Genomic DNA, 17,021 nt, shown 5'->3' with positions numbered 1-17,021 from the left:
AACAAAATTGAACCAAGTTAAGGTTAGTACCTTAACTTGGTTCAAACGGATTGGTTTAGATCGCTTAATTACAGTTTCTTAACCACTTCCAAACTGCCCATGTAGATGAGTAATCCGCTGGAGACTGAGCTTGTGTCCACCATTTCGCTTCATAAACACTGCCATTTTGAGACGCTTGATCACCGGTGAGGTAAACAGTTGAACTATCCCATGCGCCAACATTACAGTTGCTATCCGAAATGACGACTGAACTTGATTTAGTGGATTGTTCACCTTGTGCATCGGTCACTGTGAGTGTGACAGGGTAAGTACCTGCTGCAACGTAAGCATGAGATGGGTTTTGCATTTGGCTGCTATTGCCATCACCAAACGCCCATAAATACCCGATTACGCCTGAGTCATCTGTTGAAGCATCGGTAAAGTTTACTGCCAGACCATTAGCTGAATACGTGAAGTCAGCAACAGGGGCTTGGTTACCAGTTGCCGTGACTGTCACTTCAACTACGGCACTGTCTTGCGCGTTGTCGTTATCTGTAACGACCAGCGAGACATTATATTTCCCTGCTTGCTGATAGGTATGTGTGACTAAACCAGCAGTCGTACTTGTTGTACCATCACCAAAATTCCACGCAGTCGCGACAATATTACCGTCAGAGTCAGACGAGCCACTTGAATCAAAGCGACAGGTTAATTCGGTACACTGTGTCGTAATCTGAGCAACTGGCGGGTTATTGCCTGTGTTACCATTATCTCCTACTGGTAACACACCACCAAAATGGGTGGCTACTTTTGGCCAAATTAACTCAATGCGTGTGCCGCGGTTTAATTTAGTTGTACACTGCGTGCTATTACCATAATGGTGTAATGCAATTACATTGTTATTTTTTGCTGAGAGTACAGGTGAACCTGAAGAGCCACCTGTGGTGTCACATTTATAACCCATGTCGGTATTACTGCCACGACCCGCTGTGACGGTTTGGTCAATCTGACACAGCCCATTTGAGTTCAAGTCACTTTCAATTGCTAACTCTTTCGGGTTACCTGCACCATGCTGAGGGATGAAGATACGCTCACCTTGAATCTGTGCGTTAGCATCTAGCCCAAAGTGGCCAAACTGTTTAATTTTTTCAAATTCTTGCACAGTAAATAAGGTGTAATCTAGCGCATAATCGGTGGCCAAAAGCTGGTCGCCGTTTACTTTTACTGTGCTATTGGTTGTGCCAGTACCACAGCCTGTGCGCTGATAGTTAAACCACACTTCGACATTTTTGGTATCTGCTGCACTACTAAAGCAGTGATTGTTGGTAAACATATGGTTGTCGGCACCAACACGCCATGCTGTACAGAGGCTGCGGCCCCCAATTAGCAGGCGTGCAACTGGGCGACTACGCTCATGTTCCACAGGGTGAGATGTTTCCCAACAGGCGACGTCTTGGCGCTCGTTAACACCGCAAGTTGAGTTAGGCTGAATATCACCACTTTCAAATATAGCGGCGCGTTCAGCCAATTCAAAATCAGAGAAGCCGGCATAGAAATCTTGTATTTCAACGCCATGATTTTCGTCCCACAGTACTGAGTTAGGCGAAACCAAAGTTACTTTTACTGTATCGGATGATACCGACATTGATGCTTTGACATCGCTGTCATTGTGGTCATAACGATAGCTTTCTGTGCCTTCTAAATTGCTGACTTCAATGTATGCGCCTTCAGGTAACGACAACTGAGCAAAGTTTATTTTAATAAACTGTGCATCCGGGTGATTAATAATATGCTCTTTAACATCTTGGGTGGTGATCCCAGCGTGCCCCGCATTAAGCGAGAGCTGATGAGAGACAATTTTAGCAATGTCTGTTTTTTGCGCTGAAGCGTCTAATACACCAGCAAAAGTCGCTGATGACAAAAGTAATGCACATGCAGGAAGCACGGCCTTACGAACTTTACACGGTATCATAAGTTATTATCCTTTAATTTTAGTTGTTGTGTTTTTGAACAAAACACAACAAATGTATGTTAATTAAAGGTTGCGATCAAGTGTTTTAAGTGTGACTTAACAGGGCGGGTACATTATATTTATCTTATAGAGGTGATTACTTTACCCGCTTACCAGCTTTAAACGGTGACTTTTTTCCAGCGATTTTCAGCGAGTCAGTCCGAGGGTTTTGGCACTAAGCGATGCTTGTCTGTGTGTCACGTGACTGACTCTTTTATCTATTACTCTGCAGCAGCCTCATCCATCAGCTCTATCGCAACAATTTCAGAACGGTTCATAGTCAGTTTGTAGCGTTCTATTTGTGTACTGTGATCGGTTGAAAAACGCAGTACAAGGTTAATTTGATAGCGCCGTTCTACCGATTTTTTTGATATTTTTTGGCCTTCCAAAGCATAGAGCTTTCCAGCCCCTTTTTTAAGGTAGCGAACAAATGAAGCCATGTTAAAAGTAATACGCTGCTGTACTTCATCATAACCGGGTAAAAACTCACTAACATGAACCTGATTTTTACTACTAAAGTGCATTAAATGCGCCGCTTGCTTATTTTGCTGCCTGCGTTGCTTAAGTAATTTATTTACATCAGGGGGGACGTCTTTTTTACGAATGTGTTCAAGCCAAATGGTTTGTGTACAGACGATATCGTCGTTTACTGAGTTTTTAAACTTATTACGCCATTTAGGGCGTTTTCGCTGGATCCTACGCCACGCCCATTGGGTTAAGTCTTCTTTGAATGTTTCTCTTAACCCGTAAATAACCCCCAGTAGGGCGATAAGGGCAACGGTGATTTCTTGAAAATTAGATCGGGCATTAAGCACAATAAACATGACAAACGCCATGATCACACCGGTTACGAGCCCTTTAACTAATCGTTTTAAATTTAAGGTTAGATCAGTGGTTTGTTTATTAAATACCACCCCATACTCAATCAGCCGTTCGAGTAGCTTCATTTTATTGGTGATGCGATTTGGGTCGTCTAATGTCACTTGCGAGTTATATGTTTGCCCAGTGCGATATTGACTTTCTTGCTGACAAAAATCAATCAGCGCTGCGCGTTCATCACTAAATTCACTCGATTTAGGACCTCTCGATAGTAACTTTAAGAATGTTTGCTCGGTATGCCAGCTCAGGTAGTTGTCGGCATTTTGAAAGTAGGATTTGAGCTTGTTATCAGGCGGCGTGTAGCGCCTTAAATTTTTCAGCAAGCGCTCCGTTTGTTCTACTAATAATGCTGCTGCGGGGAAGAACTCGTCGGGTTCTTTAAGTTGCAGTGTGGCTTTTACGTCGGCATCAAGCGCGATCCTGAGCTGGTAGCAAAATAGGTTTAGGTTAAGTCGGTAGCCGGTTTTTTCTCGTTTGGTTTGGCTAATAAAGCGACTTTGAACCAAGGGTAAATGCAGCTGCTCAGAGTAATAGGCACTGTGCGACTTTATATTGGCGTTAAAGAAATCAACTTCATTAAGTGTATTTGCATTGATCCCCATGTCTGTCGGGATTGAAAAATACAGGTCGAGCTGATTGGTTTCTTTAGGAAGAAGTTGATAGTTGATCTTGAAGGATAGATTTTCATCTTGGCTTAGCTTTGCTCTACTCACTCTTGGTAACTGCCTCCTGAGTTAAATGTCTCTTATAGTTTAGCACAAATGCTTGAGTTACATCGGTTTATGTTGAGTAACACGGCTTTATTTTGGTTGAAGCGAGCTGTTCATTATTGCATATCTTTTTATTCTAGAAGGGTGAGGTGCAGTATCGAGAGGTTTTTGTGGCGATCGTAAAAGGTGACAACGTAACCGAAATGTCGCCAATTGAGCAGGTCTAGCATCTGACATTGTCAAATATTTATTTTATTTCAGGTGGTTTGTGATTTATTCAGTAAAGCGGATTAATTCTTAACAGCTTCTCATACTCATGGTAAAGTACCCAAAACGTTATAACATATCAAATATAAAGGATTGATAATGACACCCTTAGTTTATGCTTGTCGTTTAAGCGTATTATCTCTTTCATTGGCTGCGGCTTTTTCTTCTCACGCAGCTCAAAACTCTCAAGACTCAGACGTAGAGAAAATAGAAGTAACCGGTGAGCGTCAAGCTTACCGTGGCGATTTTACTCATTTACAATCTCCAGAAGCGATTCTCGAACTTGACGCTGACCTAATTGAAAATACCGGTTTGACTGGATTAACACAGGTTCTAGATTTATCGGCATCAGTAAGCCGTCAAAATAGTTTAGGAGGGCTGTGGGATAGCTTCGCCATTCGCGGTTTTTTTGGTGATGAGAATGTACCCAGCGGCTATTTAGTGAATGGCTTTAATGCTGGCCGTGGTTTTTCTGGGCCAAGAGATGCATCTGGCATCGAACGTGTTGAAATACTCAAAGGGCCAAAAGCGGCGTTATTTGGCCGTGGTGAGCCGGGTGGGTCAATTAATCTGGTAACTAAAAAGCCAACTTTTGAGTCATCAAGTGAATTAGAATTAACCTTAGGTAGTCGCAAGCATCAGCGCGTAGAAGCCGATGTGAATACGGTTCTAGCTGATAACTTAGCGGGTCGTTTTATTGGTTTTTATCAGCAAGAAGATAGCTTTAGAGACACCATAGAAACGCAAAAACAAGGTGTTACTGCCTCATTTTTGTTCGATCAGAGTGACCGCTCTACTTGGACATATGAATTAGAATATGCCGAGCAAGAGATCCCATTTGACCGAGGCGTTATTGCACCCGGTGGTAACTTTGACTTTATGCCTATTGAGCGCTTTTTAGGTGAACCAGGTGATGGCCCTACCACGACGATGGTTCACGGACATCAATTACAATGGCTATATGACCTAAATTCGGTATGGCAGTTGAGTTCTGCTGTGGCCTTTAGGCAAACTGAATTAGACAGTCTATCAAGTGATGCCGATATGTCGCCTTCACGTCAAAAGCTGTTCTATGATGGTCAAACATTGACTCGTCAGCACAGAGAAAGGGCCTATGATACAGACCAATATGTAGCGCGCTTTGAAATCGCAGGTGATATTGAAGCAGGTGGCTTTAAGCATAATATTATTGCGGGTGTGGACTATGACCGATTTGAGTTTGACAGAGATTACCGCGTAGCACGTGCACCTAAACTTAGCACTAATCCAACTGATGCGCAGTTGTACGCACTGAATGTTCATAACCCTGTATATGGGTTGCATACACCGCCAACGCCAATGCCGGTGATTGTACGTCAGCAAAACCAATCAGCAACAGGTTTGTATATTCAAGACCAAATTGCACTGACCGATGCGTTACAAATACGTATTGGTGGCCGTTTTGATTGGTTAAAGCAAACAACGAATGACAAAGTGCGTAATATTACCTTAGATCAGTCTGAGCAACACTTTAGCCCGCAGTTAGGTTTGGTCTATCAGTTCACTGATAACTTTTCTTTATATTCAACGTATGGTGAAGGATACCGCTTAAACTTTGGTGCTGACTATCAAGGTAATGGCTTTGAGCCGAATCAAACTGAGTCTATTGAACTTGGTACTAAGTGGTCATTATTAGATAACGCATTAGATATTACTCTTGCTTATTTTGATAGTGAGCAGACCAATATTATTGTGGCTGATATGCAAAACTTAGGATTTGAAACTGCGATTGGTGAAGCAAGTAGCCGTGGTATTGAATTAGATATTGCCGGCCAGTTACCTGCGGATGCTGAAATTCGTTTTTCATATACTTACTTAGATGCCCAAGTTGAAAAGGACGCGTTAGATACTGGCCTTTATGTGGGTATTGAAGCGGGTGATGAGTTACTGAATATTCCTGAGCATTCAGCGAGTTTACAACTGAGTCAACATTACACCGTGTATGGTAATGACCTATCAGCAGGTTTGGGTTTCCAGTATGTTGATGAGCGTTTAGGTCAACGCGGCAGTGATTTTTACTTGCCGTCGTATGTGGTATTTAACTTGTTTGCTAAGTATGAAGTAAATAAAGAGTGGACCGTAAAAGCGCAAGTACATAATGCGTTTGACCGTACACACTATACTAACTCATATACGCAAATGTGGGTTCAGCCGGGTGAGCCACGTAAGGTACTGCTTTCAGCATCTTATAAGTTCTAATTTATAAGTTCTAATATAAACATGCCTTGGTAACTCATTTACCAAGGCATGTCTTTTTACGGGTTCTTAAGCTTTAGTATTATTACCTTTTTGTTTTCTTCATTTTATGGTCGCTGATAACTTTTAACTCTCGCTTCTTTGTAACATTCGCCTATGTGTAGTTTATACATTGACCCACGACTAAGCGTTTTGTATTTTGAACTTGCGCATCAAGGGTAAGTGCAGGCGTTTTACATCTTCTAGTACCGCATATAAACATGGCACCATGATAAGGGTTACTACTGTTGCAAAGAGCACTGAAAAGCTCAAAGAGATGGCGGTCGGGATCACAAATTGTGCCTGTAAGCTTGATTCGAACATGATGGGCACAAGCCCAAAAAAGGTGGTCAATGATGTCAGTAGGATTGCCCTAAAGCGTGAAATGCTTGCCTGTACGACGGCGTCGTTTAATGCGACACCTTTGGCGCGGTTTCGGTTTATGACATCAGTCATGACCAATGAATCATTTATTACCACACCTGCGGCTGCCACAATCCCAAAAACTGACATGATGCTTAATGTATAACCGAACAAGAAATGCCCCCATAACGCACCAATCACTGAAAACGGAATAACAGACATCACAATCAATGGCTGCACATAGCTTTTAAGGGGTAAGGCTAGTAATAAGTAAATAACCAGCAAACCGACTAACGCAAAAGTCAGCATTTGACTGCGTTCGTTGCGCTGATCTAGTAAGGTACTGCCGAGCTGAGTTGTCACACCAGTATAACGACTTGTCACCGCAGGTAGAATATCGGCTTCTATCTTGTTCGATACGTTACTTAACTGCGCTTGTTGTGCATCAACGTTTGCGCTGATAGTCACCACTTGAAAGCCTTGCTCTCTGTCTATTTTAGCGACACTTGGCGCTTCGATGGTGTTTGCAATATCACCAAAAAACACCTGCTCGCCATTAGGCAAGGTGATAAGGGTTTGCGCCAACGCGCTGATGTTCTCCCTGTCGGTGCGTGCGCCTCGTACCATAAATATGACTTCTTGGCCTTCACGCATAACGCGTTGCAGCTCAAGGCCGTAAAACTTTGCTGCGACTTGTTCTGTGACGGTTTTAGCATCCAGTTGTAGCTGATAAGCAATGGGCTTGAGTTTTACTTTGTATTCTGTTTGCGCACTGTCCATCGAAGAATAAACACTGTGTACGCCTTTTATTTGAGTCAGCTGGGCAATAAAGTCTTGGCTGGCACGCTGTAATGTTTGTATGTCGTCTGCAAACAGCCGGTATTCCAAATCTCCTTTTTCTGCAATATCAATAACGTCTGACTCAATGGTGAACTTTTTCACACCAGGTATGTTTGGCAATTCAGCTTGCCAGCGTCTGGCGAGTTCGAATGTGTCGAACGGACGGTCTGCTTCTGCAACCAATGGCACCACAATTTCAGCCTCAGTTAGGTGATCAATACGGGTGTACATCGTTCTCATCATAGGCTGGTTAGTTTGTGCAATGGTGTCACGCTCAACACGCTGGATCATCGCTTCAATCTCTTTTACGGCAGCTAAAGTCTGTGCTTCAGAAACATTTTGGTTCATTTGAATATTAATAGAAGGGAAGTCGTGCGGCACTTTGGGTACTGCCACAAATCGTACTAACCCGGTAACGATTAAACAGACAGTAACAATGAGCAGTGAAACAAACGCCAAAATAACTGCATATCGGTGATGAATACATGACTTTAATACTGGTTTAAAGCGGCTGTTTAATAGGTGTTGCAGACGATTATTAAAACGTACTCGCCAGTGTGAGTTAGGAAGGCTAGGCATACGTGTGTGGGCGAGGTGCGCGGGTAAAATCAATTTAGATTCTACTAAGCTGAACAGCAAGCATAAAATACAGACCCCCGCGATAGCAATAAATTGCCCTGAGTTAGGTCCCGTACTTAACATAAATGGCATAAATATGGCGATGGTGGTCAATACCCCAAATGTGGCTGGCATAGCCACTTTATGCGTGCCGAGTATTACTTGCTCGTTGTCATGGCCATGGCTTTCAACTTGGTCACAGACACTTTCTCCTATGACTATCGCATCATCAACCACGATGCCCAGTACCATAATAAAGGCAAATAAAGACACCAAGTTAATCGTTATGCCAAGCCATGGCATTAACCAAAAAGCGCCAAGCATTGAGACTGGCAGGCCAATCATGACCCAAATCGCAAGTCTTGTTCGTAAAAAGACAGCCAGCAGAATGAATACTAAAATGGCACCTTGAGCAAGGTTCTCTAGCATCATGTTTAAACGGCCCTCTAAGTAAAATGTTACATCAACAAACTCATAGAGTTCAATTTCACTGGGCAGCGAGCGGCGCTTTTCAGCTAGGTAAGCTTGCGCGGTAGTAACAACATGTGTGAGTGATTGCTCTTTTGATGCATCGACCATAATGTAAACGGCACGCTCGCCATTGAGCCGACCTTCATCTAAGGTTTCGGTAAACCCATCTTTAATCGTTGCAATGTCTTTTAAACGAATGGTCTCGCCTAGTAAGCCAGAAACCACAGGAAGATTTAACAGGTCATCGCCATGGTAACGACGCTCTTCTAATCTTAAATAAATATTACCGTTAGAGGTTTTAATATGTCCTGCGGACAGGTTGTCTGAGTGTGACTGTATGGCTTGGACTACTTGTGACAAACTAAGGCTGAATTCTCGCAACTTTATTGGGGAAATCTCAATAGACACTTCATAGTTTGGCATTGCAGATAAGTTAACATGGGAAATGTCTTTGAGCTGCAGTAGCTCGGTTTTGATCTCATTCCCCAGCTTTTTAAGTAAGAGGGGATCTGACAGGCCTGATACCACAATACTGAGGGCACGCTGCTGTTGCGCATTTTCAAAAATAAGTAGCGGTTCCATTGCAATTGGGAAGCTGGCAATACTGTCTAACTTGAGCTTGATCTCATCGAGTCTAGCGGCAATGTTTTCACCGCTATTGAGCTCAACTTCTACTTTGGCTTGTGACGGTGTTGCGCTGCTTAATACCCGCTTTATTCCTATTTGAGGTTTTAAGGCCTGCTCTATTTTTAATAGTATATTTTCTTCAACCTCTTTAACGGATGCCCCTAACTGAGTCGCTTGAATGGTGACTTTATGATTGTCAGAGACTGGAAAGGTTTGTCGCTGTATACTCTGATAGCTCAATACGCCCATACATACTATCAATAACATTAACAAGTTTGCCGCGACAGGGTGGCGCACAAAATAGGCGATAAGACCGTGTTGCTGGGTCATTGTTTTTCTCCTCGCTCGGCTAGCTGGGTATCGTGAGGCCAGCGTTTAACTTGCATGCCTGATTGAGGGTACTCAGGGAGTTGAGTAACGATTTGGTGGTTGATACCTGTTGGTGCTTTAAGCAATGCAAAGCCATGCTCTTCTCTTACCACTGTCACTGAGTTTTTTACTAAGGTGCCATCCGTATTGAGTAGCCACAGTGTTTGGTTTTTGACCCACTCTTGTGGCACTTTGATAACATTTTTAAGGATTTTACCTGGTATATTTACGGCTAGAAATTGGCCGAAATAGAGTGGCTCTTCTTGGCTGTTGAGTGCATAGGGGTCGTTAACCTTGACGATGTAGTAAGCCATTCTTGTTACATCATTAAACTGACCTGTGTGGCGAGTTAAAATACCTTGTCGTTGCACATTGTCACTGTGGACTTGCACGTTATTTGCTGGGAGAGCAGGGATAAAGGGTTGTTCAAATCCCGCTATGGGGATATGTATTTCTCCGAAGCTTAAATTCACGATTTGTCCAAGCATTTCTCCTTTTGAAATAACTTGCCCAAGGCCTACGCTACGTGCTGCTATGAGGGCATCATAAGGCGCGAAATATTGAGTTCGAGAGAGGTTTTTTTCAGCCAGAGACAGACTGGCTTTTGCAGCTTTTAGCTGTGCTTGTGCACTTGCTACTTGTGGCTCTCTTAGGGCTAAAGCGGGGATATGTGCACTGTTAGCCCATTCTTTTTTAGCGACTTCAGCCTTGGCGAGTTCTTCAGATAAGTGGGCTTGTGCTAAGGCAAAGCTTGCCTGTTTTTCTAAGACTTGTGTTTTATAATCAAACGGATCCAGCGTCGCCAGTAAATCGCCTTGTTTAACAATGCCTCCAACGACAAAGCTTGGATGTAGAGACGCCACCTTACCTGACAGTTCGAAGGCAATATCAGTTTGTTCTGCGGGTTTAAATACACCAGATAGACTAAGTGTTGTTTGGTAATCAATAGGGCGAATTGTGCGCGCAGAGACTTTTGGCCGAGTATCTACTTCGGGATTAAGTTGTACGGTGTCGCTTGCCATTGTAAACAGCCCAACACAAGCGATAACGCCGCTAAGCAACACCAACAGCAGGATACAAACGCGTTTGTAGCGCATAAAAAATGACGTGTTTTTTGTAATTGTCATGCCTAAGTCTCTATTACTAATTATGTTAAAAGTAAACAGGTTGTTACCATTTTAATTTAAGGCGCTAAGATTAATGAAAATAATCATAAAAACCAATTTACATATAGGTAACTCATGGGTTATGTTATAACATAAAAATAGGGGCAATGCAGTAACAACTAACTTATGAACATACCTCACTCTGTAACTACCCATGCGGCCTTGATAGCCGATGGGTACAAAAATATTAAAGCGATGTCTGCACTTTCAATCACGCCAGACAGCATGGTTAAATTTCATGGATTTTTAGATTTACTGTCGAATGAACACGGCAGCGAATTTGCAGATCATGTGTTGGCGCAACCGCAAATTCAAGACATTAAACCAGGGATCCAGCAGTTGTTTAGCCAGGCGTCGAGTTTGTATGAAAGGCACTGGGCTGAACGACTGGTAGAAAGCGAAGATGCACACGCGCTATTAACACAAGAATACCCGTATTATCAGCATTATGAGCGAGCTACAACCCTTGAGATAAGTGCGATTAACTCACTATCTAGTGATGCTGTGAATCGGGTGCTTATGGTTGGATCGGGCGCTTTGCCATTAACATCTTTGGCTTTGTTTAATGCTGGGTTAGCCGTAGATAACCTTGATATTAATCAACCTGATTTGTTATTAGGCAAATCTGTGTGTGACGCGTTACAGCCAGACAATCAAATGGCATTTATTCACAACGACGTATGTGTGCAAGAACAGCTAGACCAGTATGACGTCATATGGCTTGCTGCTTTGGTGGGTGATGAAAAAATCAAAGGCAAAATTATTCAGCACTTATTTGAAAACATGCGTCCTGGTGCGCATTTAGTCATTCGCACTGCGTATAATTTGCGTACATTGCTTTATCCAAGTACCAATGAACAAGCTCTGTTGCCATTTCAGCTAAAATTGAAAGTACAAACTTACGCAGATAATTTTCATTCTATTTTGATAGCTCAAAAGCCTGAGTGACCTCAATGTCTATTTTTTCATCTTATTTAAAACTCAGTAGCCAATACCGTTGGATGTTATCTGCGGCGTTTATTTTTAATCTGGGTTTTTACATGCTGATCCCATTTCTAGCAGGTTATTTAAAGCAAGACTTGCTGCTCAGTGCCACTTTGGTTGGTATTGTCTTGGGCGTTCGCTCATTTTGTCAGCAAGGTCTATTTTTAGTCGGAGGGTTACTCGCTGATTTATATGGTGCTAAGCCACTGATTGTCATTGGTTGCTTATTGCGTGCGATTGGCTTTTGCTTATTTTTATTTGCAGATGTTACCCCGGTGCTATTTCTTGCAGCGTTTTTAACGGGCTTTGCGGGTGCATTATTTACCCCTGCAGCTCAAGCGTATTTTGCTAAACAAGAGACGTTAAGCAGAGCACAAATGTTTTCGCTGGTGGGGGTTGCACGAAATGGTGGTGAGCTCTTGGGACCTGTGTGTGGCTTATTGCTTCTTAATGTTGGGTTTGACATTTTATGCGTCGCAGCTGCGCTGCCATTTTTACTTTTTACCATTGTTTTTAGTGTTTTATTACCTAGCGCATCGAAAGCAAAGAGCGCTAAGCCAGCCTCTAATACAGGTGAAAAAAGTAATATTAAAACGATGGTGTCGGGTGTCCTTAGCAACCGAGGGTTTTTAAAGTTTTCAGCCATTATGATGGGATATTTTATGCTCATCAATCAAATCTCGTTTGCGATCCCAATTCATATTGTTAATCAAGCGGGTGCGCAACAGGATGTTGCGTGGGTACTTACCTTGTGTGCGATTATCTCTATTTTTTTACAATTTCCAGTGACCCGAATTTGTGAGCGTTGGTTAACGCCGCAGCATTGGATCAGTATTGGTATTGCATTAATGGGCTTATCTTTCGCTACTTTAATACCCAATTGGCCATTTCAAACTGGCTTACTTTATTACGTCCCATTAAGTGTACTTGCAGTCGTTTTTACTGTCGGTACTATGGTGAGTTTTCCCTTTATTATGAGCCAGATATCTGATCTGGCAAACAACAAGTCTGTGGCCACACATTATGGGTTTTTCTACCTATTTGCTGGCATTGGGCTTATTGCGGGCAGCAGTATCGTTGGTTTTGCATTTGACCTTGCTGATATTAGCGAACAGTTAGCATGGTATTGCTTAATGGCGACTGGCCTAGTAACCGCAGTATTACATACGTTGCTAATGCCCAAACATGTCGAGCAAGAAGACAGTCAGTTAACTAACCCATCTACCCATTAAGTTAAGGAACACATTATGATTCAACTTACTTCAGATCAGCAGCGTGCGTATATGTCAGACTATTTAGAAAATGGCTGGCGTGAAGAAAGAATGTCATTTAGCTCTGTCTCATTAGAGCCTGGATATATCGATGGCCGTATTGATGTTGAACACTTTCAAATGCCAGGTGATGGTCAATTTCACTTTAGTGCACAAAGCGCCATGATTTGGATTTCTCAGCTCGGCATTATTTACGGTTGCTGGGATAACAAAATGACCAAAAAAGCAGGGGAAGTGTACTTACGTGATTTAGATATTAAATTTAAGCGCTCAATAAATACCACTGAAGCTGTTCGGTTTGAGGGTTTTTTTCCAAAGCATTGTAAAAAGCAGCTTTCAGAAGGGTTGGTGTATTATAAGAATGCGCAAATTCACGTTGAAGGCGGTGCTTTCACTGGCACGGCTAGCTTTTTAGTACCTACTATGTAATTTAAATTGTTTCTATTTAAACAACTGTTGTTATGTTATAACTAAACGTTGTTAGTCATTTTTCCCAAGATCCCGCTTCAGCGAGAGGTGTATGTGCTTCTTTTTAAACGTACATGACTTTAGCTGCAAGCGGATTTTTCGTTAAAGGAGTGTTTTTGTGTTAGAAGCCATAAATTTAAGTAAATCATTTTCCAGTAAACAAGTGCTCGATAACCTGAGTTTTACTGTGGCGCCCGGTGAAATTATGTGTCTATTGGGCGCAAACGGGGCCGGTAAAAGTACCACGCTTAATTTATTCCTTAATTTTTTGCACCCTGACAGTGGTCAAGCCTTAATCGATGGCGCAGACGTTCATAGTAATAACAGCAGCAAAGACAAATTGGTCTACTTGCCAGAACAAGTTAACCTTTATCAAGAGTTTAATGCCATAGATAATTTAAAGTATCTTGCCAGCTTATCGGGTCTACAAGTTTCAGATGAGCAAATAAATGCCGCATTAGATGAAACTGGGTTGGAGCAAAGTGCCCGTAAACACTCTTTGAAAAGTTACTCGAAAGGCATGCGACAAAAGGTGGGGATTGCTTTTGCCATTATTCGTCAAGCAAAAGTGTTACTACTAGATGAACCGACTTCAGGCCTTGATCCAAGTGCGACACGCGAGTTTATAAAAATTATTGAGCAACTGGCCAATAAGGGTGCCGCGATTTTGATGGTAACGCATGACTTTTATTGTGCGCACACCTTAGCCAACAAAATAGGCATTATGGATAAAGGTCAACTTCTGACATTGCTAGATAATAAGCAGCTTTCGATCAACACATTAGAAAATAAATATCACGAGTTGATTTCAGGAACAAGCGTCGTCCAAGAGGCAAGCTAATCGAGTTTAATTAGTACGTTACATGATTGTGAAAGTATTCATACAGGAAGTACATCTACATGATTAATAAAAAAGTAATGAAGATATTTCGGCATGAGCTGGCCAGTAAGCGCAAAAGCCCCAGCTTATGGCTACTCTTCATCATGATCCAATTGCTACTGGCCGTTGCTTTGTATACGGGTTGGCAGCAATTTCAACACAGTGTGCAAACCCAAACCGCAGCGCAAACTTTAGTAGAGCAACAGTGGCAAGCTCAGCCTGATAGGCACCCACATCGCGTGGCGCATTTTGGACATTTTGCATTTCGTCCACCCAGTGCACTGAGCTTTTTTGATTTAGGCGTTAACGCATGGGTAGGAGACAGTATTTTTTTAGAGGCACATAAACAAAACAGTGCCAATTTTGCCAACGATCAAGACGGCGGAACATTGCTACGCTTTTCAGAGTTAAGTAGTGCCAATATATTGTTAACGATTTGGCCACTACTGATCATTGGCTTAGGATTTGCCAGTATTAGTGGCGAGCAAAAGAGCGGCACGTTACGACAATTAATGTCGATGGGGGTGTCGTTTAGAACGCTCATCGTAGGTAAAAGTCTCAGTTACTTGTTTTTATCTGTGTTGTTTATTTTACCGGTATTTATATTTTCATTGGTATTGGCGACGAATGCAGGCGCTGCATTTTCCTCTGAAGGGGTTATTAGGCTACTCCTTTTATTTGGTGTGTATTTACTCTATTGCTTATTTTGGATAGGCCTAACACTGCTCATTTCAAGTTATGTTAAAGAACCAAAACAAGCGTTGGTATTATTGACGTCAATATGGTTTATATTGACCATATTAATGCCGCGTATGCTGGCTGAATTTGCCCATAATCAATATCCGCATCAAAAACGAAATGACTTTGAATTGACGGTAAAACTAGACAACCGCAAGGTGGGGAATAGTCATAATCCAGATGATCCATACTTTAATCAATTTAGAGCTGACACGTTGAAAAAATACGGGGTTGATTCTATTGAGGAACTGCCAATCAATTATAAAGGATTGGTGATGCAAGAGGGCGAAAAGTTAAACGCGCAGATCCACAATAAGCATTATGATAAGCAGCTCGCACAGTTTTCTGCTCAGCAGCAGTTTATTCGTCAATTCTATTGGTTAAACCCTTATTTGTTTGTGCGTGATTTCTCAATGGCATTAACCCGAACTGATGCAAAGCACTTTTTAGATTTTGAGCAACAGGCTGAAGCGCACCGTTATGCAAGAATTCAAAAACTGAATAAGCTTCATACCAATGAGATCCACCTTCATAATGATAGAGACCAAAAGGTACATAAATCTTATTGGCAAGAGTTTAAGCCCTTTCATTATCAAGCACCTAATTTAAATTGGTCGCTTAACCCCTTTTCTTGGTTATGGTTACTGCCGCTGTGCGTGGTGGTGGTTATGTTCATCACGTTAAATAGCAAAATTATGCAGCGGAGGATTTATGCTACTGTTTAAACTTGAATGTATGAGACTCTTCTCAGGCAAAATCAATAAGTTGGTGCTGATCCTTTTTGTGATATCTGGGGTGTTTGCCATATACCAAGGTGCGCAAGGCTATAAAAACATTCGTATTGATCAATACAAATCGAAAATTGTTTTTCAAAAAGAGCGAGAACATGTCACTCAGCGTGAATCTTTACCGGAAGCAGGCTCATTGGCCTATTATGCCAGCGCGCCAACGAAATGGCAGTTAAGTCCTTGGGCTGCTTTGTTCGTTGGAGAAAGTCAATCTTCGATGGTGGCAACAAAAATTCGTGCTACGGCATTACAAAGCCAAATATTTAACCGAGAGATAGTGAACCCTTCTCAGCAACGAACGGGTGGGCTCGATTTAGGTTTTGTATTGGTTTACCTATTACCTTTGGTGATTGGGATCATGACCGTAACTTTAATTTCGGATGAACAACATGCGGGCCGTTGGCGATTGCTTAATGCATTACCAAAGAGCGCATTTAGTCAAGTATGTAAGCAAATTGCATTACGGTTCGTTGTTATTTGGTTGCTGGTATTGAGCTTGCTCGTAAGTGCCGCGTTGCTGTTATCTTTACCCTTTGATGCGGTTTTTTGGGTAGTATTGCTTGCAACCAGTGTATACATGTTGTTCTGGTTTTCAGTCGCTGGGTTGATCATGAGCTTTGGTAAAAGCAGTGTGGTGAATAGCTTGGCATACTTAAGTAGCTGGGTGTTATTTGCAATGTTGATCCCTGGTGCTGTGCATTTGTACTTATCGAGTCAGTTTCACAGCGAAGCGCCATTAGAAATGAGTTTAGAGCAGCGTATGGTGCTTAATAATGGGTGGGAGCAAGACCAAAACAAGCAAGCGATTTTGGATGAGTTTTTAAAGCATGAACCACATTGGCAAGACACGGCTCCGTTGGGCGATGCATTTGAATGGAAGTGGTATTATGCTCAACAGCATATGAGTGACTTAGCGGTGCAGCAGCAGTGGCAAGATTATGTTGAAAACAATGCACTCCGGCACGCACAACTGCAAGCTTTAAGTGCGTTGTCTCCTGCGTTATATTTTCAGCTTAAGTTGAACCAATTAGCGAATACCAGCAGTCGTGATCAGGCACAGTATCAGCAACAGATAGTGAATTATCACAGTGAAATACGACATTTCTTTTATGACTATTTGTTTTTCAATAAAGCCATTAGCAAAGAGGATGTTGATAACTTTATTTTGTTTGATCCAAAAACATCGGCGCTAACGAATAGTACCTCAAAGAGTCTGTGGGCCCTGTTTATTAGTATGTTGTGTGTGTTTGCTATCGCTTTGGTGGCAATGTTGCGGCTAAAGCAACTTCGACCCGCTTAATAAGATCTAATAAACCAT

11 protein-coding genes are annotated in these 17,021 nt (G+C 42.2%); 7 read left to right on the top strand and 4 right to left on the bottom strand.

What is annotated here, in order from left to right:
* Window positions 1-64 precede the first annotated feature (64 nt).
* Both BGP78_RS14360 and BGP78_RS14355 read right to left on the bottom strand, forming a co-directional pair.
* Entirely contained in the window at window positions 65-1,951 is a 1,887-nt protein-coding gene (locus BGP78_RS14360; RefSeq protein WP_119862019.1) for a PKD domain-containing protein, read from the bottom strand.
* Window positions 1,952-2,211: 260 nt separating this feature from the next.
* Entirely contained in the window at window positions 2,212-3,582 is a 1,371-nt protein-coding gene (locus BGP78_RS14355; RefSeq protein WP_119862018.1) for a hypothetical protein, read from the bottom strand.
* A 363-nt stretch (window positions 3,583-3,945) separates the two neighbouring features.
* On the opposite strand from BGP78_RS14355, the gene BGP78_RS14350 reads away from it, so the two are divergent.
* On the top strand, window positions 3,946-6,084 hold the full coding sequence (locus BGP78_RS14350; protein ID WP_119862017.1) for a TonB-dependent siderophore receptor: 2,139 nt from the start codon (window positions 3,946-3,948) through the stop codon (window positions 6,082-6,084).
* A gap of 180 nt (window positions 6,085-6,264) precedes the next feature.
* Here BGP78_RS14350 and BGP78_RS14345 read toward each other — a convergent pair whose 3' ends face one another.
* Entirely contained in the window at window positions 6,265-9,369 is a 3,105-nt protein-coding gene (locus BGP78_RS14345; protein WP_119862016.1) for an efflux RND transporter permease subunit, read from the bottom strand.
* Window positions 9,366-10,535, bottom strand: a complete 1,170-nt coding sequence (locus BGP78_RS14340; RefSeq protein ID WP_119862015.1) for an efflux RND transporter periplasmic adaptor subunit — start codon at window positions 10,533-10,535, stop codon at window positions 9,366-9,368. The genes BGP78_RS14345 and BGP78_RS14340 overlap by 4 nt, the downstream gene beginning before the upstream one ends.
* Before the next feature lie 165 nt (window positions 10,536-10,700).
* On the opposite strand from BGP78_RS14340, the gene BGP78_RS14335 reads away from it, so the two are divergent.
* The 6 genes from BGP78_RS14335 to BGP78_RS14310 all read left to right on the top strand — a co-directional run bounded on the left by BGP78_RS14335 (window position 10,701) and on the right by BGP78_RS14310 (window position 17,003).
* A complete protein-coding gene (locus tag BGP78_RS14335; RefSeq protein WP_119862014.1) occupies window positions 10,701-11,522 on the top strand; it encodes a nicotianamine synthase family protein in 822 nt (273 codons plus the stop codon).
* 5 nt (window positions 11,523-11,527) lie between these two features.
* Window positions 11,528-12,790, top strand: coding sequence for an MFS transporter (locus BGP78_RS14330; protein WP_119862013.1), 1,263 nt, complete (start codon window positions 11,528-11,530; stop codon window positions 12,788-12,790).
* Between the two features lie 15 nt (window positions 12,791-12,805).
* Window positions 12,806-13,258 carry a hypothetical protein gene (locus tag BGP78_RS14325; protein ID WP_010361667.1) on the top strand — a complete coding sequence of 151 codons (453 nt, stop codon included), beginning with the start codon at window positions 12,806-12,808 and terminating at the stop codon, window positions 13,256-13,258.
* Window positions 13,259-13,415: 157 nt separating this feature from the next.
* A complete protein-coding gene (locus tag BGP78_RS14320) occupies window positions 13,416-14,138 on the top strand; it encodes an ABC transporter ATP-binding protein (RefSeq protein ID WP_119862012.1) in 723 nt (240 codons plus the stop codon).
* Window positions 14,139-14,197: 59 nt separating this feature from the next.
* Window positions 14,198-15,640, top strand: coding sequence for a DUF3526 domain-containing protein (locus BGP78_RS14315; RefSeq protein WP_119862011.1), 1,443 nt, complete (start codon window positions 14,198-14,200; stop codon window positions 15,638-15,640).
* Entirely contained in the window at window positions 15,627-17,003 is a 1,377-nt protein-coding gene (locus BGP78_RS14310) for a DUF3526 domain-containing protein (RefSeq protein ID WP_119862010.1), read from the top strand. The genes BGP78_RS14315 and BGP78_RS14310 overlap by 14 nt, the downstream gene beginning before the upstream one ends.
* The last annotated feature ends 18 nt before the right edge of the window (window positions 17,004-17,021 follow it).

This window comes from Pseudoalteromonas sp. MSK9-3 (assembly GCF_003590335.1).
Lineage (GTDB): Bacteria > Pseudomonadota > Gammaproteobacteria > Enterobacterales > Alteromonadaceae > Pseudoalteromonas.
This window is presented reverse-complemented; position numbering and strand designations above follow the sequence as displayed.